Raw genomic sequence first — 19308 nt, 5'->3', positions numbered from 1 at the left:
TTTCCCGTCATTCCGGGAGTGCTGGCATGACCGTTGCTAATTGACACCAGCACCTGTCGGCCGGCAGGTCAGTCTGGCGCCGCTCGGAATTCGCGATCTGCAGTTGGGCGTCTTCAGTTTTCAGGTTTCCAGTTCTGGAAGGTTCACCACATGTCTCTGTTCGCTCGTTTCATGAAGGAAGAGGCCGGTTTCGTGGTCTCGTCCGAGCTCGTTCTGATCGCCACCATCGTCGTCATCGGCCTCATCGCCGGTCTGACCACCCTGCGTGACCAGGTCCTGCAGGAAATCGCCGACGTCGCCGACGCGATCTCGGAAGTTAACCAGTCCTACAGCTACTCCGGCGTCACCAGCCACACCGGCAGCACCGCCGGCTCGGTCTTCGTCGATACCGAAGACTTCTGCGACGTCGACGGCAACAGCAACCTCGGAGCCGGCGTCGCCGCTCAGTGCATCACCCTGACGATTCCCGCCACCGCCGAATAATTTCGGGGAGGCTCGTCGCGACGACGACTCGCCGCGACGGCACGGGTCTGATCCGGCAGCAGCCGCGTCTTCTGATGCGGCTGCTGTCTTGTCAATTGCGGCGGCTCAGGCGTTGACTTTCTGAAACACGTTCGCCCACGCCGTTGAATTCACGGGACGGAATCGCCATGAAAACGCTGATTCGAAACTTCTGCGAGTGCGAAAATGGCTCCGTCGCCTCTGCGGAGCTGGTTCTGGTCGCGACCATTGTCTGCATTGGATTAATCGCGGGTTTGACGACCTGGCGGGACCAGGTGACGCTCGAACTGGCCGATTCCGCAGACGCGATTTCCGAACTCGACCACTCTTACAACTATTCCGGCATCACGATTGCTGGAGTGGGGTTTATCGCCGGCTCCAGCATGGTGGACGCCGCGGACTTCTGCGAAGCCGGCGGCGCCGAAGGGGGCCAGGCCGACCAGAACGGGCCGGCCGGAACCCAATGCGTCGTCCTGACCGTCCCGGCGAGCGCCGAATAGTTCGAAGACCAGTTCGCCAGTCGGCATCTTTCAAGGATTTCAGGATGAGCGTTCTGCACCGATCGGTTCGGCAGTGGCTGGCGGAAACGTCCGGAGGCGTCGACGCCGCCAGCTTCATCCTGCTGGCCACGATCACCGCGCTCGGCATCCTGTGCGGGGCCGCGACGTTCCGCGATCAGCTCGTGCAGGAATTCGGCGATATCGCCGTCGACCTGGAACAGCTCGATCAGTCGTATTCGATCACGATCGGGACGGTGACATCGTCCTTTGTGGATACGGTTCCCGGAAACAGCCAGCCAGTGACTCTGGGTGTGGATGCGACCGGGGAGTAACCGTCGTTCGGCGAGGCAGCAGAACGACGGCGGACAATTTCATCATTTTAAGAAGAAGAGGCTGAACTGTGGCTCGACTCAGTCCAGGCACGCTGGCGGTAACGGTGTTCGCAATTCTCCTCGGCCTGGCCGGCGCGTTCGTCGTCCGGCAGCAGCTTCAGAAGCCAGAAGCGCTGGCCCTGATGCCGACGACCGCGCCGAAGATCCAGAAGGTTCTCATCCCCATCGCCGCTGGCGAGATCGCCGCCGGCCACCAGATGGCGATGAACGACATCATGGTGCGGTCGCTGACCCCCGAAGAATTCGCCAAAAGCGAGTATCGAAACAAGGCATACATGCCGAATTCGACGCAGATCATCGGCCGCACGCTCCGCCAGTCGATCAAGCCCGGCGACGTCTTTTCGCCGGAAATGTTCTACTCGGATGGCCACGGACCGGGAATCGCCGATCTGCTCAAGCCGGGATACCGTGCCGTGACGGTTCCGGTCGAGAACATCGGCGCAGTGATGGGCTTCGCCCGGCCGGGATCGTTCGTGGACGTGCTGTTCCGCTCGGAAGCTTCGGGCAAGCGTCCGGAAATCACGTTGACGCTGCTCGACATGATCGAAGTCCTCGCGATCGACAAAACGATCGAACCGGGCCGCATCGTCACCCTCGGACAGAACAACACGAACATGGGAACGGTCACGCTGGCAGTGACTCCCCCCCAGGCCAAAGCCCTGAAAGTGATCGAAGGCCGCGGCCAGCTCAGCCTGTCGCTGCGGAACCCGGACGATCCGGCGAACATCATCCCGGTCAGCAAGACCAACCAGCGGCTGGTGCTGAATGACATCCTCGGGTTGCCGGATGATGCCGAACCGCATCAGATGGAAGTCTACAAGGGGGGCCAGAAGTCCGTGGTGGTCTTCGAAAACTCGACCCGTACCGATGTGCGGGACGAAATTCTCCCAGGCTTCATCAGCACCCCGGTTGCGGGCAACCCGGATGCTCAAGGAATCGAGCCGGTCAGCGTCCAGCGGGTGATTTCGATCCCCGACAGCCGCGCAGGCGGCTCGTGATTCGCCAGTCCGGCGGAATCGGTTGAGATGATTATAACGACCGGCGGTGCATCAACGGGTGATGGGCCGCCGGTCTTCGTTTCCAGCGACTGCCGGACGGTCCGCAGTTTGCTGAATCGTGCTGACATCAACGTCTCCGTCAGTCTCGTAAGGATGCTTCTGCATGTCTCCCATGAGCTCTCGCACGCTGCAGGTCTCCCCGGAAACGGAAGGCGCCAACATCGACCCGGACGAACTCAAGTTCCAGCGGTTGAAGGTCGCCATCCACGAGAAACTGGTGGACTCGCTCGACCTGTCGATGCTCGCCCAGGTCCGCCAGGATCAGCTCGAACGGGAAGTCCGGCTGGTCGCCGAGGACATCGTCCGGGAAGAAGCCCCGCAACTGACCGGGCCGATGCGCGAGCGAATGCTCGACGAGCTTTATGACGAAGTCTTCGGACTCGGCCCGCTGGAAGCGCTGATGCGCGACGACCGCGTGTGCGACATCCTGGTCAACAAGCCTTACGAAGTGTATGTCGAACGATACGGCCGGCTCGAACCGTCGAACGTCATCTTCGCCGATGACGCCCACCTGCTGCGGATCATCCAGCGGGTCGTCTCGCGCGTCGGTCGCCGGATCGATGAAGTCAGCCCGATGGTCGACGCCCGCCTGCCCGACGGCAGCCGCGTCAACGCCGTCATTCCGCCCCTGGCTCTGGATGGCGCCACCCTCTCGATTCGCCGGTTCGGCGCCCGACCGCTCGGGGTCGAAGACCTGGTCGACAATCAGACCATCGTGCGCGACATGACCGAGTTCCTCGCGGCGGCCGTCGAGGCGCGGATCAGCCTGCTGATCTCCGGCGGCACGGGCTCCGGCAAGACGACGCTGCTGAACGCTCTGGCCCAGTACATCCCCGCGGACGAACGGCTGATCACCATCGAGGACTCCGCCGAACTGAAATTGAAGCACAAACATGTCGTGCGGATGGAAACGCGCCCGCCCAATACGGAAGGAACCGGCGAAATCACCCAGCGCTCGCTGGTTCGCAACAGCCTGCGAATGCGCCCCGACCGAATCGTTGTCGGGGAAATCCGCGGCGCGGAAGCGCTCGACATGCTCCAGGCGATGAATACCGGTCACGAAGGCTCGCTGACAACCATTCACGCCAACGATACTCGCGATGCGCTCGCCCGACTGGAACTGATGGTCGCGATGGCGGGCTACGAACTCCCCATTCCCGTCGTCCGTCAGTACATCGCCACCGGCATCGGACTGGTCGTCCACCTGGCCCGGCTCAAAGGGGGACCGCGACGCGTGATGCGCGTTTCCGAGATCGTCGGCATCCGCGACGGCGGACTCCTCGTCGAAGACATCTTCGGCTACGAACAGACCGGCGTGAACGATCTGGGCGTCGCCCAGGGCGAGTTCTTCGTCACCGGCTATCGCCCGGCCTGTCTCGGACGGCTGCGGGCCGCGGGCGTCCGGCTGCCGGACGAAATGTTCGACAAGCGCCGCATTCCCGTCCGCTGATCGCCGGACCGAACACTGCCAAAACTTCTGACCGTTTCACTGCGGAATGATCTGACATGCTGAGTCTTCCGGTCATCGTACTCCTGGTCTTTGTGGGAATCGTGGCGATCATTGTGGCCGCCGCGATGGTGGTTCGCGATCTGATGCTGTCGGGAGACGCCGGCGGCGGCGTTTCGCTGCGACCCCGGCCGATCCGGATCCGACGGTCCCTCGACGTCTTCGATCAGCCTCCCGCCCGATCGTTGCTGGGAAAGATCGATCAAGGCTTCGACCGGCTCGTGCTGGAAGCCACCGATGCTCTCAGCCCGATCTCGGCCGCGCTGCTGATGATCGCCATCGGTCTGGCCGCCGGCGGTGGAGTCTGGATCGCGTTCGATCAGCCGCTCGGGGGGCTGGCCGCCGGGATGCTTGGAATGTTCGTCCCGCTGCTGATTCTGATTCGGAATCGCGGTCAGCGAATCCACGCGATCCGTATGCAATTGCCCGCCGTGCTCGATATGTTCGCCCGCGCTGTCCGCGCCGGCGAAAGCGTCGATCAGGCCGTCAAACTGATTGGCGAAGAAGCCGGCGGCGTCCTCGGCCGCGAGTTTCAACGCTGCTCCCGTCAGCTCGAACTCGGCCGCTCCTTCAACAGCGTCATGAAACATCTGGCGTCCCGCATCCGGCTGGTGGAGTTCCGCATTCTCACGACCACGCTGGTCGTCCAGCGACAGGCGGGCGGCAGTCTGCCCGACACGCTCGAACGGATGGGCTCAGTCATCCGCGACCGCACCTCCGCCTGGCGGCAGATGCGCGCCGCCACCGGAGCCGGCCGCGCATCGGCCCTGCTGATCGCCGCCGTCTGCCCGATCGCCTATCTGTCGTTGATGGTCCTGCAGCCGCAGCACCTGGAGGTGCTCTACTCCGACCCGCTGGGACGTTCGATGCTCGTCGTTGCCATCGTGCTCGAACTGATCGGCATCCTCTGGGTCACAGCCCTGCTGCGTCCCGAAAACTGAGCCGTCATTCGCGTCCCGACAACGAAATCTCAGCCGCGCTCGCATCCTGGAAGGATTGATTGTGACACCCGAATTCCTGCTCGATCTGCTGACTGCCGGTGTTTTCGTCGCCGTGGCCGCCATTGCCTTCGCCCTGGGCAGCGGGTTCGTCAACGCCCGCCAGAAAACGCGAGATCTCACCGAGCTCGGCGAACGCATCAGCGGCCGGAAAGCCAGCGCCTGGACCCGAGCCCTCGCGGGCATGCTGCCGCAGCTCGGTGCGGAGGTCGAGTCGATCGACCAGGACCTGAAACGAGCCGGCTACTACGGCCAGAACGCTCTGATCGACTACCTGGCGACACGTAATTCGCTGACAGTCGGTTCGCTGCTGATCGGCGGCGGACTGGCGGTGGCCGCCGATCCCGCCACCAGCCTGCCGGAAATCATCGGCGGTGCGACCCTGGTGATCGCGCTGCTGGGGTATGCACTCCCGCGCATGATGCTTTCCATCCAGGCCCGTCGGCGCGTCGACCGCATTCAGAAAGGTTTGCCCGACGCGCTCGACGTCGTGCGAATGTGCCTGACCGGCGGGCTCCCGCTGCGGGAAGCCCTCGATCGAGTGTCGCGCGAGATCGAATTCTTCCACCCGGATATCGCCGTCGAGCTGGAAGTCATCCGCCGTCAGGCCGACGCCGATACGATGCCCCGTGCGCTGCGGCAGTTTGCCCGGCGGATCAACACACCGGATGTCAACGCGCTGGCCGCCCTGGTCACCCAGACCGAACGAACCGGAACCCACGTGGCGACCGCCGTCACCGAATACGCCGACAGCGTCCGCCGGGCATGGCGACAGCGCGCCGAAGAGCAGGCCGGCAAAACCAGCATCAAGCTGTTGTTTCCGGTCGTCTTCTGTCTGGCGCCCCCCATCTTCGTGTTGCTGATGGGGCCGCCGATCGTGAAGCTGCGGAACTTCGCCATCGAAGGACATCGCCCGGGCGGCATCCTGGATGCTTCGAGCAATGTGGCCGCGGCCCGTTCCACAGACAACTCGAACAATCAGCCGTAACCGCGTCAGCGATTCGCCAGCACGGCACGGCCGACGCGCAGCCGTCGCTCAGGAACGGGACTCTTCCTTCGCCGTATCGAGCATGCCGTACTTGCGCATCTTCTTGTAGAGACCGACCCGGCTGATTCCCAGCGCTCGCGCCGTGGCGGCCCGCTTGTGCTTGTGGGCGGCGAGCGCCTGTTCGAGAATCTCCCGCTCGCTCGTCGCCACGCGATCGGCCAGCGTCCAGGCATCCGCCGGCCGGCTGTTCACAACCTCCACCGGCTGAAACTGCGACCGCACAACCACGTGGGCCAGATCGTTCACCGTCAGCCGTCCCCCTTCACAGAACAACACCGCCCGCCGGATGTGATTCTTCAGCTCGCGGACATTGCCCGGCCAGCCGTAAGCGCGCAGAGCATCCAGGAAGTCGGTCTGAATGACGTCGATCGCCACGCCATACTCGCGGCAGCATTCCTCCACGAACTGCAGCGCCAGCGGCACGATGTCGAGGGCTCGATCGCGCAGCGGCGGCAGACGGAATTCCAGCACGTTCAGCCGATAATACAGGTCCGACCGGAACCGCTGCGACTGGGTCAGCGTCTCCAGATCGACGTTCGCGGCGACAATCAATCGCGCCTGCGAACTCCTGGGCTCGGCGGAGCCGACCATCTCGTATTCGCCGGTCTCGATCACCTTGAGCAGCTTCGCCTGTTCGTTGGGTCCGAGGGAATCGATTTCGTCGAGCAGCAGCGTCCCCCGTCCCGCCGCTTCGAACCGCCCGATCTTGTTGCGGTCGGCGCCGGTGAAGGCGCCTCGGGCATGGCCGAACAGCTCGCTTTCGATCAGATCCTTCGGGAGCGACCCGCAGGCGAGATGCATGAAGGGGTGCCCGACCCTTGTCGAAAGCTGGTGGATGAACTGGGCCAAAGTGGTCTTCCCAGTTCCGGTTTCCCCCACCAGCAGCAATGTCACGTCGTGAGCCGCAATCCGACGAACCTGCTCCAGCACCGGTTTGAGCGCAGGCTCATAGGTCGCGATTTCCACGTCGCCCGCAACCATGGAGAATCGGAAGGGAATCCGTCGAGCCGGAGGACGGCCGCCGGCCGATTGCAAATTCGCGACCGACGGCAGCGGTCCGCTGCCGCAAGGCGGCCAGTCCAGATGGCCAACTCCGAGAAGATCAATCAGACCTGCGACATGGCGCGGCAGCAGCCGTTCGCCGAGCGTAAACAGAGTCAGCGGCTTCCCCGGCCGGCGCGCCAGACCTTCGAGCACGTCACCAGTCTCCGGACTGACGTCACCGCCGCGCGTATCGACAAACAGGATCAGCGGTTCCGGCTGATCGAGCAGATCGGCAACCGTTGTGGAATTCGGACAAACCCAGAACTGCCAGTCAAGATTGTGACCTTGCGTCCACGTCCGCAGGTCGTTCAAGAGACTCGCGTCCGATGTCAGACAGTATGCCTGAATTGCCATTCTGAAGTGTCCTCAGGGAGCTGGCCCGGTCACCAGAGCGACACAACTTAAGATGCAACCTGTTTTAGAATAAAAGGTTACAGACAAGTGCTGCCGTCCGGACCTGCTAAGCGAGGTTAGCAGTCACCCGATCCAATGTACCCACAAGGCAACCGCTGTAAACGATGAATTGCAACGAATGCGCAGAAAACGAAGATTGCGACGATTGCAACGCCTACGCAGTTTACGAGGAAATGCTCCCGGATGCGCCGCGATTGAGTTTCGCATTCGATCGATCGCCGCAAGTCGCGCAGTTTTCGAATCGATCGACCGCAGGCATCGTCGATTCAGAATCGGCGAGTCAGTTGCGGACGCGGCGCGTACTGGATGGCCTGAGCCGGAGAAATCTCAATGTGATCGGCGGCCAGTCGCTCCAGGTCCGCGCGGTACGTCAGGCGATACAGGCTCAGACGTTCTGTCCCGTCGACGTCGCCCGAAGTCGACTCGCTCTGTGACAGCAACTCCACATCCCCGAATCCACGGAGCGCAGCTTCCTCGCCCGCCTGAGTCAGAACCAGAATCTCCGGTTCCGCAATGTCTCGGTCGGCGAGGAAACTCACATTGTGCAACGGCCGGGCCGAGTCGCTCTGGTAGAACAGTTTCAGGAACGCCTGCAGCGGTCGCCGGCCCCCCATATCGACGAGCAGCGGCAACCCGGACTCGGCGGAGCGGGCGCGAACACTCTTGAGAAACGCCGCATCGAAGCGGTGGCGATCGAAGTACTGCCCCGAATAAACGTGGCCGAACGAGTAAGCCAGCCACAATCCGCCGAAGATGATCGCCCCGGAACGCCAGGGGCGGCGATCCACAAACCCGAAGGCCAACGCAAAGACAAGCACCGGGATCACGGGCAGCAGAACCCAAGGCAGCCAGGCCGGGCCGGCGATCCGATCGCGGAGCAGCAGGAGCGCAATGACTGCCGGCGTGGCGATCGAAAGCAAGCTCGAAGCCGGGTGGCGGAAAAACAGCGGCCATCCCGGAATCTCGGCCTTCAATCGCCGGATTCCAAGTGCGGCCAGAATGGCCCACGGCGCCATTGCATGCAGTAGATAGTGGTGGTGCTTGCCGCCCGGGATTGAAAACACCGCCGGGACCAGCAGCGCCCAGCCCCAGAGGAATCGTTCGGGGGAAGCCGTTTGCGACCAGGCGCTGCGCCACGTCGCGCGAATCATCCACGGCGCCACGAAGGTCCAGGGAGCGATCATCCAGAGCAGATTGACCGGGTAGTACCACCACGGCTGATTGATCAGGGTGTATTCCCCGCTGAGCCGCCCCCCAAGGTCCTTGAACCAGACGTCAACCGCGTCGGGAAACCGCTGCAGGACGGCCGCCGGCCAGGCAAACATGATGAGCGCAAACAGCAGTCCGCCCCAGATCCAGAAATACTTGCGCAGGCGTGCCGGTTCCCGGCTGAGCAGGAGATAACCGGCCATCGGAATGCCGGCCATCGCAGGTCCGAAAATCAGCCCCTTCGCCAGATTGGTCGCGCCGAGTGCCGCAAAAAACGCGACCATCCACCAGGAACGGCCGCCGAACGCCAGACTCAACGCTCCGCGACCCTCCAGACGCTCGGTCGGCTGGCCGAATTCCAGCCGGACAAAGAATGCGATGGCCGCCGTGACCAGCGCACACAGGAAAATTTCGTCTTCAGCCAGCCACGCGTAGCGGGTGAACTGAAACGTCGTCGCCTGCACAAAGCCCGCCAGCAGCCCGATGCCCCGTCCGAACCAGACAGACGCCATCCAGGCGACGAGACAGATGATGACGACGCCTGCGAGGGTCGGCCCAAGCCGGACAATCGATTCGGTATCGCAGCGGCCGAACGCGGTCGCGATCGACACCGTGATCCACTGCGGCAGCGGAGGACTCTCCAGCCAGGGCTCGCCCCCCTTCTTGGGGACCAGGAGGTCGCCGTCGGCGAGCATCTCCCGGGCGCTTTGCGGGAGCACCGATTCGTGCAGCGTCAGCGGTCGACCGCTGACCGTCGCAATGCCGAACAGCAGCAACCCAAACGCTGCCAGCAGCAGATAATCGCGTTTCCGCAGTTGAGACAAGGCTTCCATACCGCTTCCCCCTTCCCTGGAGCCGACCGCAGGCAGTCCCGCGGCCGGTGCGTACGCCGATCCCCCCGGACCGGGTCGCATTGCGGCACATGTAAGCCTCCCGGAGAATTCTGTCAACCGGGATTGCGATCCGGCGCTGGCTGGCCGACCATCGGGGAACCCGTCACAATTCCCTCCGCACCGCTGTTTGAAACGCCCGCTGCAGGAATTCTCCCCCGATGTCCTCGCTCGCCGTTTCCGTCACGCTGCTGGCGGGTTACTTCGCCGGTTCGATTCCGTTCGGCCTCCTCCTGGCCCGGGCGCTGAAGGGGGTCGACCTGCGGACTGTCGGCAGCGGCAACATCGGCGCCACCAACGCCAGCCGGGCCCTCGGCACGAAGTGGGGACTGGTCGTCCTGGTGCTGGACGCCTTGAAAGGCGGGCTCCCCGCAATCCTGCTGCCGCGGCTCTGGACCGGCGACGACGTATCGCTGCAGCAGTTGACGGCGGTCGCGGGTCTGGGCGCTGTGCTGGGCCACATGTATTCCTGCTGGCTCGGCTTCAGCGGCGGAAAAGGGGTGGCGACTTCAATCGGAGTGCTGCTGGCGGTTTCTCCGTGGGGCGCCCTGACGACGTTCGCGATGTTCGTCGTCGTCTTCGCGGCGACGCGATTTGTCTCGCTGGGGTCCGTCCTGGGGGCGATCGCATTTTCCGTGCACCAAATGATCGCGTTGCAGCCCGCTCCCTTTGGTCCGGAAACCTGGCCCGTCGGTGCATTCAGCCTCATCGTGCCGGCGCTCGTGATCTGGAAGCACCGCAGTAACCTGCACCGGCTGTTCAAGGGCCAGGAACCGCGCTTCGGCCGCAGCCGATCGAAAGCACCGACCAGCGTCGAACCGGGGGCCGCTTCGTGATGGGCCGTCCGCCCCTACTCCCGCACGAGCCGCCGGGCCTTCATCTCGAACCGCGGCAGCGTTCCCGGCGCCACGACTCGGACTTCGGGGTGGAAGTTGAGGCGATCCTTGGTGAGGTGGACGAGCTGCTCCGCCAGCCCTGGGTGACGTTCCGCGGGGATGTCCGGCAGCGGCTCGATCTCCAGCCGGACGTGAGTCATGGCCCGGTGCGAGGTCACCACAATCCGGAATTCGTCGATCTCCGGCAGCGTCCGTACCAGTTGCTCGATGCTCGCCGGAAAGACGTTGTTGCCCCGAATGATGAGCATATCGTCGGCGCGCCCGACAACCCCGCCGGCGAGACGGAGCAGGCACCGACCTGACGGATGCGGCTCGACGATCGGCTGCACGAGGTCGCCGGTGCGGTAACGCAGCAGCGGTGAGCCGGTCCGTCCCAGGTTGGTCATCACCAGCTCGCCAAACTGGCCGGGCGGGGCCGGCTGGTCACTGTCAATCTGCAGGACTTCGGCGATGCATTCGGTTTCGAGGACCGTCAGCACGGCGGGATCGTCGTCGGCTTCGGTGGCGAGCGGCCCCAGTTCGGTCATGCCCCAGTGGTCGAAAACGCGCGACCCCCAGGCCTCTTCGATCCGACGGCGGGTCTCGGGCAAGGAACCGCCGGGTTCGCCGGCGACGAGAATCGCCCGGACGGAACCGCGCGGGAGATCCATCCCCTGCTGCCGGGCAACTTCCGCCAGCCGCAGAGCGTATGTGGGAGTACAGCCGACAATCGTCACCCGGTTCTCGGCGATCAATCGCAGCCGGGCTTCGCTGCTCATCCCCCCGGCGGCGATGCAGAGATTGCCGAGCTGCGCCGCCCCTTCGAAACCGGCCCAGAAGCCGAGAAACGGGCCGAAGGAAAACGGAAAGCAGAGTCGATCATCCGGACGGAGTCCGAGCAGCCGATAGTTCTGCCGCCAGCAGTCCAGCATCCACTGCCACGACGCCGCCGTATCGAGCCAGCGCATTGGCTGCCCGGTCGTCGTGCCCGATGTCTGATGCAGCCGGGAATACCGCCCGACGGGTTCGGTCAGAATCGTCCCGTAGGGCGGATGTTCCGCCTGGTCAGCAGCCAGGTCGGCCTTACGGATGGACGGCAGACGGCCGAGATCGTCGAGCGAACGCAAAGTCTCGGCGGACAGCCCCGCGGCCTGGCAGCGGGACTGCCAGAACCGGTTTGTCGGCAGCATCTTCTGCAGCAGCGTCCGCAGTTGCTGCGTCTGCCACTGCGTCAGGTCCGCGCGCGATCGGCTGAGCTGCTCGAAATCCAATTCCATCCGTCGGCTTTCTGCTGCTGGGCCGACGGAGTTGCCGGCATGGTCTACAGCTTAGCGGATTCGCCGACACGGCCCCAGCGACTACTCGTGGCGGAGGGCTTCGATGGGGTCCAGCCGGGCGGCCGACTGGGCCGGATAGAGGCCGAACACGATGCCGATACCGACCGAAATGCCAAACGCGACCGGCAGGCTCCACCAGGCGATCTGCGGCTGCATTTCAGCGAACATGCGGGCCATCGGGGCCTCTCCCGAGGACTTGTCCAGGATGAAGTTTTCGACGATCCACTGAATTCCTGTGAATGAAATCGGCGTCAACAGACCCAGCAGAACGCCAATCAGGCCGCCCGCCCCCGAGAGGACGATCGTTTCCGTCAGAAATTGTTCGATGATGTCCCGCTGGCGAGCGCCGAGCGCCCGACGGATTCCGATCTCGCGAGTCCGCTCGGTGACGGTGGCGAGCATGATGTTCATGATGCCGATGCCGCCGACGACGAGGCTGATGGCGGCGATCGAACCGAGCACAATATTAAAAATCTGCCGGATCTGGTCCGCCTGGCGGAGCAGTTCGAGCGGAACGATGATGTCGAAGTCTCGCTTGCTGCCGTGCGTCTTCTGCAGCGACTCGCGGACAACTTCCGAGGTCGGCAGCACGTCCTTATCAGTTTTCACTTTCAGAGTGATCTGATTGAGCTGGACTTCCTCGGCGGACATGCTGCCGCTCATTCGCGTGAAAATGCGGTCCCCGATGCGAACGCGGAACGTCTGCAGGGGAATGTAGATGTCCTTGTTGAAGTCCTGCCCCGACATGCTCCCGCCGACCGCCGCGGAGGCGGTCCGCTGGCGGGTGACGCCGATGATCCGGAAGCGGAAACTTTTGACGTTGACGGTCTTGCCCAGCGGATCTTCGAACGGGAAAAGCGTCGATGCGACCTCGCTGGCGATCACGCAGACGTTGCCCATCTCGTACTCGTCCTGATCGGTCAGAAATCGACCTCGCACAAGTTGGAGGCGGTTCATGTCCGCGTACTCGGTGGTGCAGCCGACCAGGCGGGCGTTGATCATCTTCTGCAGGTATCGCGACTCGGCGATAATTTCGCGGATCGGGACGGCGCCCATCAGATTCGGCACGGTTTCGGTCAGGAGCCGGTAGTCGGAACGGAGCAGTCCGTATTGCAGGCCGAAGCTGCGTCCTCCGCCCCCGGAGCTCTGCTGGGAATCGTCGGGAGGCTTGACGCTGACGACGATGATGTTCGTGGCGCCGAGTTCGAGCACCTGCCGCTGGGCCTGCGCGCTGGCCCCTTCGCCGATCGCCAGCATCGCAATCACCGAGAAGACGCCGAAGACGATGCCCAGCATGGTCAGTCCCGACCGCAGCTTATGCAGCAGCAGGCTTTTCATGGCCAGGCGGATCGTGCGGAGATAGTTCGCCATGCGGAGTGTCTGTCGCTCGAAAAGTGGTGCGAACTACTTGGAGTCTGCTTCGTCGCCAAAGAAGCCCTCGCTGGCGATGACGCCGTCCTTCATCACAATCTGCCGTCGGGCGCGTCGAGCGACGGAGGTCTCGTGCGTCACCATGATAATTGTACGCCCTTCGCGATTGAGCTGCGTCAGCAGGTCCATGATTTCCTTCTCGGTCGCCGAGTCGAGGTTCCCCGTCGGCTCGTCGGCGAGAATGATTTCCGGATTGTTAATCAGCGCGCGGGCGATGGCGACGCGTTGCTGCTGACCGCCGGAGAGCTGGAACGGGCGATGATCGAGCCGGTCGCCCAGGCCGACTCGCTCGGCCAGATCGAGGCAGCGTTTGACTTCGTCGGGGCCGATTTTTTTGTGTCCCGCGCGATAATACAACGGAACCTGCACGTTCTCCATCACGGTATACTGCGGGATCAGATTGTACGACTGAAAAATGAAGCCGATCAGCCGGTTACGGATATCCGACAGAGCGTCGTCGTTCATCAGGCTGACGTCGTTCCCCGCCAGAATGTATTTGCCGTCGCTGGGACGATCGAGCGCCCCGAGCACGTTGAGCATCGTACTCTTGCCGCTGCCGGACGACCCCATGATGGCGACGAAGTCGCCGGTCGGTATATCGAGCGTCACGCCCCGCAGCGCGCGGACGACGTGTTCGCCGAGGTGGTAGTTCTTGACAAGATCAACCAGTTGGGCTGCGAAAGACATGCCGGAGGGACCACCGAAGAGTACGTCGTCATAGAAGGGGGCGACCGTCTCGCCCGGACTCGGCGAAGTCCGTGGTTCAACCGCCGGCCCCGCCGCCGCCCGCGTTGCCGGGGGGACGTGCGCCACCTTGTCCTCCGCCGCCGGGACCTGCACCGCCTGCGGCCCGGAATCGCGCTGCCGCCGCGGACATTTCTTCCGCAGTGATGCCGCCGTCGCCATCGGCATCGAAGGTCGCGAACCGCGGCTTCATCCGCTCGTCGGCTTCGTCTTCGGTGATCTTGCCGTCGCCGTTGGCGTCCATCTGCTTGAAGCGGGCCAGCGGATCGACCCGCGCGCCCCCTTCCGAGGGGCCGCCGCCCGGGCCGCGTCCGGGGCCTCCCGGACCGTCGGAGCCGCCAGCGCCAGGAGGTCCGCCTGCGCCGGGCGGTCGACCTCCCGATCCCGGCGCCCCCGCAGGAACCGCCGACGGCGCCCCAATGGGCTGAGGATTTTTGGCGGCCTCTTCGGCCTGTTCTTTCACCAGTTGCGTTTCCAGTTCCACCAGTTCGGCGGCAAACTGCGACCGCGGATTCATCACGACCACATCGTTCTCATCGAGTCCGCTGAGGACTTCGATCGTCCGGTCGTTCGTCTGCCCCACTTTGACTTCGCGCCGCTCGACGCGTTTGTCCTTGACGACAAAGGCGAATTGTCGCGAAGCGACCGAAACGATCGACTGAACCGGCGTCTGCAGCACGTTGTCGCGCTGTTCCACCAGGATCTCGACGCCTGCTGTCAGGCCGGGACGCAGTCGATTCCCTTTTTCCGCGGTATCGAGCAGGCGGACGATCGCCTCGTATTCCTTCACGTCCCGATTGAAGAAGTTCGTCGAGCTGGGGACGGACGAGACCGTATCGAGCTCGCCCTGGAACACCTTGTCGGGGACTGCGTCGATTTTGACCGTCACGGGAAGTCCCGCCCGGATCAGGCTGATGCGCGACTCGTGAACCCGGGCGTTGACTTTCATCTTGTCGAGGTCGGGCAGGTTGATGATCGCCTGCCGCTCGCGAACCATCGCCCCTTCTTCGATCTGAATCGAGTCACTGCGCCCGTCAGTCTTGTTGGCATAGATGACCTGACCGTCCTGCGGGGCGCGGAGAATGCAGAATTCAATCTGCTGGCGCAGCCGTTCGAGTTTCGACGTCTCGACTTTGAGAGTCAGATCCTTGGCCGCCAGCTCCGATTCGGTCTGGGCCAGCGTCGCCAGCGCTTTGCGTTCCGTTCGCTCCAGCTCCCGGGCGAACTCTTTGGCGTTCGCTTCGAGTTCTTTGATCTGTCTCTTGTAGGTGAACTCGCTCAGAACTCGCAGCTTCTCTTCGGCCACCGAGACGGCCAGTTCGGCCTTGCGAACGGCGATGCGGCTGGCTTCCAGATCGTTCTGGGTCTTGTAGCCCTTCCGCGTCAGTCGCTCGTTGTAATCAAACTCTTCTTTGGCGCGCGTCAGATCTTCGCGGGCCAGCTCGACAGCGCCTTCCATTTCCTTGCGCTGTTGCTCGTAGTCCCCCTGCAGGTACTTGTCCTTGTCCAGAATCGCCAGGTCAACTTTGAGTTTCGCCGCGGCGATGTCGCTGTCGTTCTGCGTCTTCTGGATCTCGACGTTTTCCTTCGCCTGGTCGTAGAGCGACTGCGCGGCCGTGAAACTGATCTGCTGCTGGACCTCTTTGTCCTTCAGGGCCGACGAATCCAATTCGCAGACGATGTCCCCTTCTTTGACATGCGTCCCTTCCGGGACGATGCTGATAATCGCCGTCGACCCTTCGACTTTGGACGCGAGCACGGCGTTCCGCATGCTGTCGAGCGTGCCGCGTTCGGTGACGGTGACCTGGAACGGTCCCCGACGGACGACTTCCGTCGACAGATTCGCCAGCGACGAACGCCCCGCGAACCACTCACTCCTGGCGATCACCGGCCAGGCGAACCAGCCCGCGATCGCCGCCGCCGCCAGCCCCATCGCCAGCCAGGGCAGGATCTTCCCCGCTCTCCGACTCCCGGAGGAGGGGGGCGACATCTTCAAGCAGGCGGACCAGCCACTCCGGTTCGGGCGGCAGGCGGAAAGCGGCAGAGTCCGGGGACGGCGGGAGTTCATTGGCGGGCTCGCTGGCGGAGGGATTCGGACGATCGGCGAGTTCCTGGTAGACGGGGTCCACCCAGAGTCCGCGCTCGTCAATCTGCATGATACCCATATCTTGGTAAATGTTAATGCGATTCAGCTCATGCTGGATCCAGATTTGAATCAGACTGTTCTGGGCGTTCAACACGTTCCCGAGGTTCGTCGTCAATTGCAGACCGGCGTTGCTGTTGGCGGCGCCGCCCGCCCCGGGTCGAACCGGCGCCGCGGTGGCTTCAATCGCCGAATCGAGCGACATTCCCGAGAACCGCAGATTCTGGCGAGTTGTCTCGAAATTCGGTCGCAACACGGCCAGTGCACGCCATTCGTTGCGGACGTCCCGCTTGATCGAGTCTTCCAACTGCATGTACGCCCGGCGAGCTCTCTGATAATTCACAATCGCCGCCCGGAAATTATTCCGCTGCAGCACCTGGTCCAGCGGCGCGGAAAACTGCAATCCCGCCTGGAAGCTGCTCTGGTCGCCGCGGAAGGCGAACGGTTTGTTGCCGGGTTCGGTCCCGATTTCTCCCTCAGCCACCACGTTGAGCACCGATTGCAGCCGGTTGGCGGTGATTTCCAGTTGCCGGCGGGCGTCCATCACGTTCCCCCGGGCATTCATCAGTTCCAGCCGATTCTCCATCGCCAGTTCGACCACCTGTTCGATCGACATTTCAAACTTGGGAAGCTCGATTAATTCGGCGCGAAGACCGGTCTGGATGACCTTCAGACTCTGCAACGACTGCAAAAGATCTTCCCGCAGTTCCCGCAGGCGAGTTACTGCGTCGACCGGAGCAATCCGACCTTCCTCGATCCGGAGAGACGTATCCTCGAAACCTTCCTTTAACTGGTTGTACTTCTTGACAGCGTCCCGGAACATGAACTGATCGCGTTCCAGATTGGTCCGGACCAGCAGTTTTTGCGCTTCGTCGTCCAGCAGCGACAACCTTCGGTCCAGATTCTCCTCAGTCCTGCGGAAGTCGTTGCGGATGATCTCGAAGCCGTTCTGCTCCACTTCCTGAACCAGTTCTCGGACCCGGGGAATCAGCCGCCGGACCTGCTGCGAAAAGTCCTCCGCGGAATCGAGCCGGAGTTCGGACACCTGATTGACAAACCCCAGCAGGCGGGTTTCGGTGTCGGTCAATCTCGGATCAATCAGCTCGAACGGACGCAGGAGCGACGTGTCGATGGTCATTTGCATATCGGGGGGGAGCCCGAGCGTGAATTTGAACTGATCCTGCTGGGAGGCCAGGGTCTGTTCAAGCGAACGGAGTCCGGTTTCCAGCGATGCCAGGCGAGTGAGCAACTGCGCCAGGTCGTTGGGAATCGTTCCGGACCGGACCCGGGCGGCCAGATCGAGCGCCACCTGCTGAAATGCGGGATCGTCGCTCAGCGACAGCAGTCGCGTCCGGTCCTCGTCCGACATCAGTCCGCGCCACGACAGGCTGGGGGGGGGCGGCTTCTCGACATCCAGTTTCGACTGCAAATCCCGCGGGATATTCAGGTTCACCAGAATACGACTCAGCTCGGGATTGTCCGAAACGACGGGCTTGGAGGAATCGTCCGGCGTCGCAGGATCATCGGGCCTGGGCTGACCTCGCTGTTCCACCCGCCGAATCAGCTCCTGCGCAGCCGCCTGGAACAGCGGTTGATCGCTCAAGTTCAGCAGGCTCTCCCGCTCTTCGGGAGTCATGATCTGCGATCGCCAGCCCAGGCTGGGTTTGCGTTCGGATTTGCTGACGATCAGCTTCTCTTTAAAATCCGGCGGAACCTCGAACCCCTCGGGCAACTGATCGATCGGCTCCTCGGGAGCGATGCGGTAGATTTCGCGGGAGCGCTCGATCTGCACCACCAGCGCGCGAATATTCTCTCGCTGATTCTGAATCTGCTGAGTGACGAACAACTGCCCGTAGAATCCGCTGGCCTGATTCGGAACGACGACGCTGGCGAAGAAGGTCTGCCGGAATCGCGCCAGGTTTCGAATGTCGTACAGCACCTGACGCTCCTGTTGCGTCAGACCTTCGAGCTGAATCTTGCGTCCCGCTCCGCGCAGCAGCGGCTGCGTCAGCGAAAATGCCAGCACCGACGAGGAGCTCGATTTCCCGCCGGAGAACAGCCACAGAGTATTGTTCGCCAGTTCGGCGACCCATTGACCGCCCGTCGGGAGCACCTGGCTGATGCCGAACCGACTGTTCGGTGCGCTCAGGCCATCGGCGACCCCTGGCTGATCGAAGAGAGTCACCGTGGACGACGGGGTGTTGCCGGCGGCCCCGAGATAACGGACGTTATACTGGAACTGCTGATACGTCAGCGCCAGGGCCGACAGGTACGCATTCTCGATCGCCGTCTGGTATTCGCGGCTGTGGATATACGACAGCTCGACCGCCTGCGGCAGGGTCAGATTCAGAATGGTCGGGATCGGCTCCGGGCTCAGTTCTTCTTCTTTTTCCCAGCTCGCCTGCACGATCTTCGGCGAGAACCCGATATTTTCCAACCACTGGGGGTTTTCCACCGACAGGAGCTGGCCGTACTTGTGCCAGCTCTTATAGCCGGCCATGCCGTCGACCATGTGCATGTATTCGTGGGCCGCGGGATCGTCCGGGGGGAGCGGCGGTTTCGTCAGGTCGTACGGATCGTAGAAGCGGCTGCGCGAGTCGGCGTCGACCGTGACGCGCGGCAGATCCCAGCGGGGATCGCGGGTCTTCATCAGAAGCTGGTTGTAGGTGTCAAAGTCCGCCTGAGAACGCCAGAAGTTCCGCGAGCAACCGGGCAGGACCGAAACTGCAAGCAGCGCAAAAACTGCCGCCCGTGCAATTCGACAACGAGCACGGCGTCCGCGGAATCCGCAATGAACCGGCAGGGGGCGCTCAGGACCGCCATCGCTCGCGCGGTGACACGTCTTCTGTGTCGCGGGCGAGCATTGATCGGGCGAAGGGGCTGGGTGTCGCATCCTGGTCGAAACTCCGCGGCGAAACGCGAGCGAACCGTCTTCACACGAAAACGGGTCTCGATGGAAGTTTCGTCCGAGGAGCGGACAGCGCTGCAGGAATTTCCGGCATAATCCGCAAAGCTTTCCAGATGCGTGTCAATCCGTGTAGAATCCCGGCACCCCAAATTCCGAGACGCCGGCCGGTTCACAGTTGAAGCGGTGGCAGAAACCGGCAAGAATCGCCGGTGAGGAAATCTGAGCCGGACGCAGCACTCAGAACGGTTGGGCCGGGCACGACGATCGGCCCCGAAGTTGCAAAGAGAGATCGTGATGCGGATCGATCTC

Annotated in this window: 15 protein-coding genes; 8 read left to right on the top strand and 7 right to left on the bottom strand. The window is 63.0% G+C overall.

Features of this window, described 5'->3' with window-relative positions:
- Positions 1-150: 150 nt before the first annotated feature.
- From SH412_RS02940 to SH412_RS02910, 7 genes are all read left to right on the top strand, one after another.
- Positions 151-483, top strand: a complete 333-nt coding sequence (locus SH412_RS02940; RefSeq protein WP_336522014.1) for a Flp family type IVb pilin — start codon at positions 151-153, stop codon at positions 481-483.
- A 167-nt stretch (positions 484-650) separates the two neighbouring features.
- Positions 651-1001 carry a hypothetical protein gene (locus SH412_RS02935; RefSeq protein WP_336522013.1) on the top strand — a complete coding sequence of 117 codons (351 nt, stop codon included), beginning with the start codon at positions 651-653 and terminating at the stop codon, positions 999-1001.
- 44 nt (positions 1002-1045) lie between these two features.
- On the top strand, positions 1046-1333 hold the full coding sequence (locus tag SH412_RS02930) for a hypothetical protein (RefSeq protein WP_336522012.1): 288 nt from the start codon (positions 1046-1048) through the stop codon (positions 1331-1333).
- A 68-nt stretch (positions 1334-1401) separates the two neighbouring features.
- Positions 1402-2391, top strand: a complete 990-nt coding sequence (gene cpaB, locus SH412_RS02925; RefSeq protein ID WP_336522011.1) for a Flp pilus assembly protein CpaB — start codon at positions 1402-1404, stop codon at positions 2389-2391.
- 163 nt (positions 2392-2554) lie between these two features.
- Positions 2555-3901 carry a CpaF family protein gene (locus SH412_RS02920; RefSeq protein ID WP_336522010.1) on the top strand — a complete coding sequence of 449 codons (1347 nt, stop codon included), beginning with the start codon at positions 2555-2557 and terminating at the stop codon, positions 3899-3901.
- A 56-nt stretch (positions 3902-3957) separates the two neighbouring features.
- Complete coding sequence (locus tag SH412_RS02915; protein WP_336522009.1) at positions 3958-4899, top strand: type II secretion system F family protein; 942 nt, start codon at positions 3958-3960, stop codon at positions 4897-4899.
- A gap of 61 nt (positions 4900-4960) precedes the next feature.
- Positions 4961-5944, top strand: a complete 984-nt coding sequence (locus SH412_RS02910) for a type II secretion system F family protein (RefSeq protein ID WP_336522008.1) — start codon at positions 4961-4963, stop codon at positions 5942-5944.
- Between the two features lie 48 nt (positions 5945-5992).
- Here SH412_RS02910 and SH412_RS02905 read toward each other — a convergent pair whose 3' ends face one another.
- Positions 5993-7402: a sigma-54-dependent transcriptional regulator gene (locus tag SH412_RS02905; protein WP_336522007.1), complete on the bottom strand. Its 1410-nt coding sequence runs from the start codon at positions 7400-7402 to the stop codon at positions 5993-5995.
- A gap of 326 nt (positions 7403-7728) precedes the next feature.
- Positions 7729-9504: an ArnT family glycosyltransferase gene (locus SH412_RS02900; RefSeq protein ID WP_336522006.1), complete on the bottom strand. Its 1776-nt coding sequence runs from the start codon at positions 9502-9504 to the stop codon at positions 7729-7731.
- Positions 9505-9722: 218 nt separating this feature from the next.
- On the opposite strand from SH412_RS02900, the gene plsY reads away from it, so the two are divergent.
- A complete protein-coding gene (gene plsY / locus SH412_RS02895; RefSeq protein WP_336522005.1) occupies positions 9723-10397 on the top strand; it encodes a glycerol-3-phosphate 1-O-acyltransferase PlsY in 675 nt (224 codons plus the stop codon).
- A 14-nt stretch (positions 10398-10411) separates the two neighbouring features.
- On the opposite strand, the gene SH412_RS02890 is transcribed toward plsY, so the two are convergent.
- The 5 genes from SH412_RS02890 to SH412_RS02870 all read right to left on the bottom strand — a co-directional run bounded on the left by SH412_RS02890 (position 10412) and on the right by SH412_RS02870 (position 18741).
- The gene (locus SH412_RS02890; protein WP_336522004.1) at positions 10412-11713 is read right to left on the bottom strand and encodes a phenylacetate--CoA ligase family protein; all 1302 of its coding nucleotides are present in this window, start codon (positions 11711-11713) and stop codon (positions 10412-10414) included.
- Between the two features lie 81 nt (positions 11714-11794).
- Positions 11795-13144, bottom strand: a complete 1350-nt coding sequence (locus SH412_RS02885; protein WP_336522003.1) for an ABC transporter permease — start codon at positions 13142-13144, stop codon at positions 11795-11797.
- Between the two features lie 33 nt (positions 13145-13177).
- Entirely contained in the window at positions 13178-13891 is a 714-nt protein-coding gene (locus tag SH412_RS02880; protein ID WP_336524187.1) for an ABC transporter ATP-binding protein, read from the bottom strand.
- Positions 13892-13967: 76 nt separating this feature from the next.
- Positions 13968-15938 (bottom strand): efflux RND transporter periplasmic adaptor subunit, encoded by a 1971-nt coding sequence (locus tag SH412_RS02875; RefSeq protein ID WP_336522002.1) that lies wholly within the window; start codon positions 15936-15938, stop codon positions 13968-13970.
- Complete coding sequence (locus SH412_RS02870; RefSeq protein ID WP_336522001.1) at positions 15820-18741, bottom strand: TolC family protein; 2922 nt, start codon at positions 18739-18741, stop codon at positions 15820-15822. The genes SH412_RS02875 and SH412_RS02870 overlap by 119 nt, the downstream gene beginning before the upstream one ends.
- Positions 18742-19308: the final 567 nt, after the last annotated feature.

It is taken from the genome of Planctellipticum variicoloris, assembly GCF_030622045.1.
Classification (GTDB): Bacteria; Planctomycetota; Planctomycetia; order Planctomycetales; family Planctomycetaceae; genus Planctellipticum; species Planctellipticum variicoloris.
The sequence above is the reverse complement of the archived record's forward strand: the minus strand, read 5'-3'. Positions and strand labels throughout refer to the sequence as shown.

What these genes read in the sequence shown, in the direction of transcription:
- SH412_RS02870 (WP_336522001.1), bottom strand. Translation starts at nt 18,741, where the DNA reads ATGAAGACCCGCGATCCCCGCTGGGATCTGCCGCGCGTCACGGTCGAC.
- plsY (WP_336522005.1), top strand. Translation starts at nt 9,723, where the DNA reads ATGTCCTCGCTCGCCGTTTCCGTCACGCTGCTGGCGGGTTACTTCGCC.
- SH412_RS02875 (WP_336522002.1), bottom strand. Translation starts at nt 15,938, where the DNA reads ATGTCGCCCCCCTCCTCCGGGAGTCGGAGAGCGGGGAAGATCCTGCCC.
- SH412_RS02905 (WP_336522007.1), bottom strand. Translation starts at nt 7,402, where the DNA reads ATGGCAATTCAGGCATACTGTCTGACATCGGACGCGAGTCTCTTGAAC.
- SH412_RS02890 (WP_336522004.1), bottom strand. Translation starts at nt 11,713, where the DNA reads ATGGAATTGGATTTCGAGCAGCTCAGCCGATCGCGCGCGGACCTGACG.
- SH412_RS02940 (WP_336522014.1), top strand. Translation starts at nt 151, where the DNA reads ATGTCTCTGTTCGCTCGTTTCATGAAGGAAGAGGCCGGTTTCGTGGTC.
- SH412_RS02920 (WP_336522010.1), top strand. Translation starts at nt 2,555, where the DNA reads ATGTCTCCCATGAGCTCTCGCACGCTGCAGGTCTCCCCGGAAACGGAA.
- SH412_RS02900 (WP_336522006.1), bottom strand. Translation starts at nt 9,504, where the DNA reads ATGGAAGCCTTGTCTCAACTGCGGAAACGCGATTATCTGCTGCTGGCA.
- SH412_RS02930 (WP_336522012.1), top strand. Translation starts at nt 1,046, where the DNA reads ATGAGCGTTCTGCACCGATCGGTTCGGCAGTGGCTGGCGGAAACGTCC.
- SH412_RS02885 (WP_336522003.1), bottom strand. Translation starts at nt 13,144, where the DNA reads ATGGCGAACTATCTCCGCACGATCCGCCTGGCCATGAAAAGCCTGCTG.
- SH412_RS02880 (WP_336524187.1), bottom strand. Translation starts at nt 13,891, where the DNA reads ATGTCTTTCGCAGCCCAACTGGTTGATCTTGTCAAGAACTACCACCTC.
- SH412_RS02915 (WP_336522009.1), top strand. Translation starts at nt 3,958, where the DNA reads ATGCTGAGTCTTCCGGTCATCGTACTCCTGGTCTTTGTGGGAATCGTG.
- SH412_RS02935 (WP_336522013.1), top strand. Translation starts at nt 651, where the DNA reads ATGAAAACGCTGATTCGAAACTTCTGCGAGTGCGAAAATGGCTCCGTC.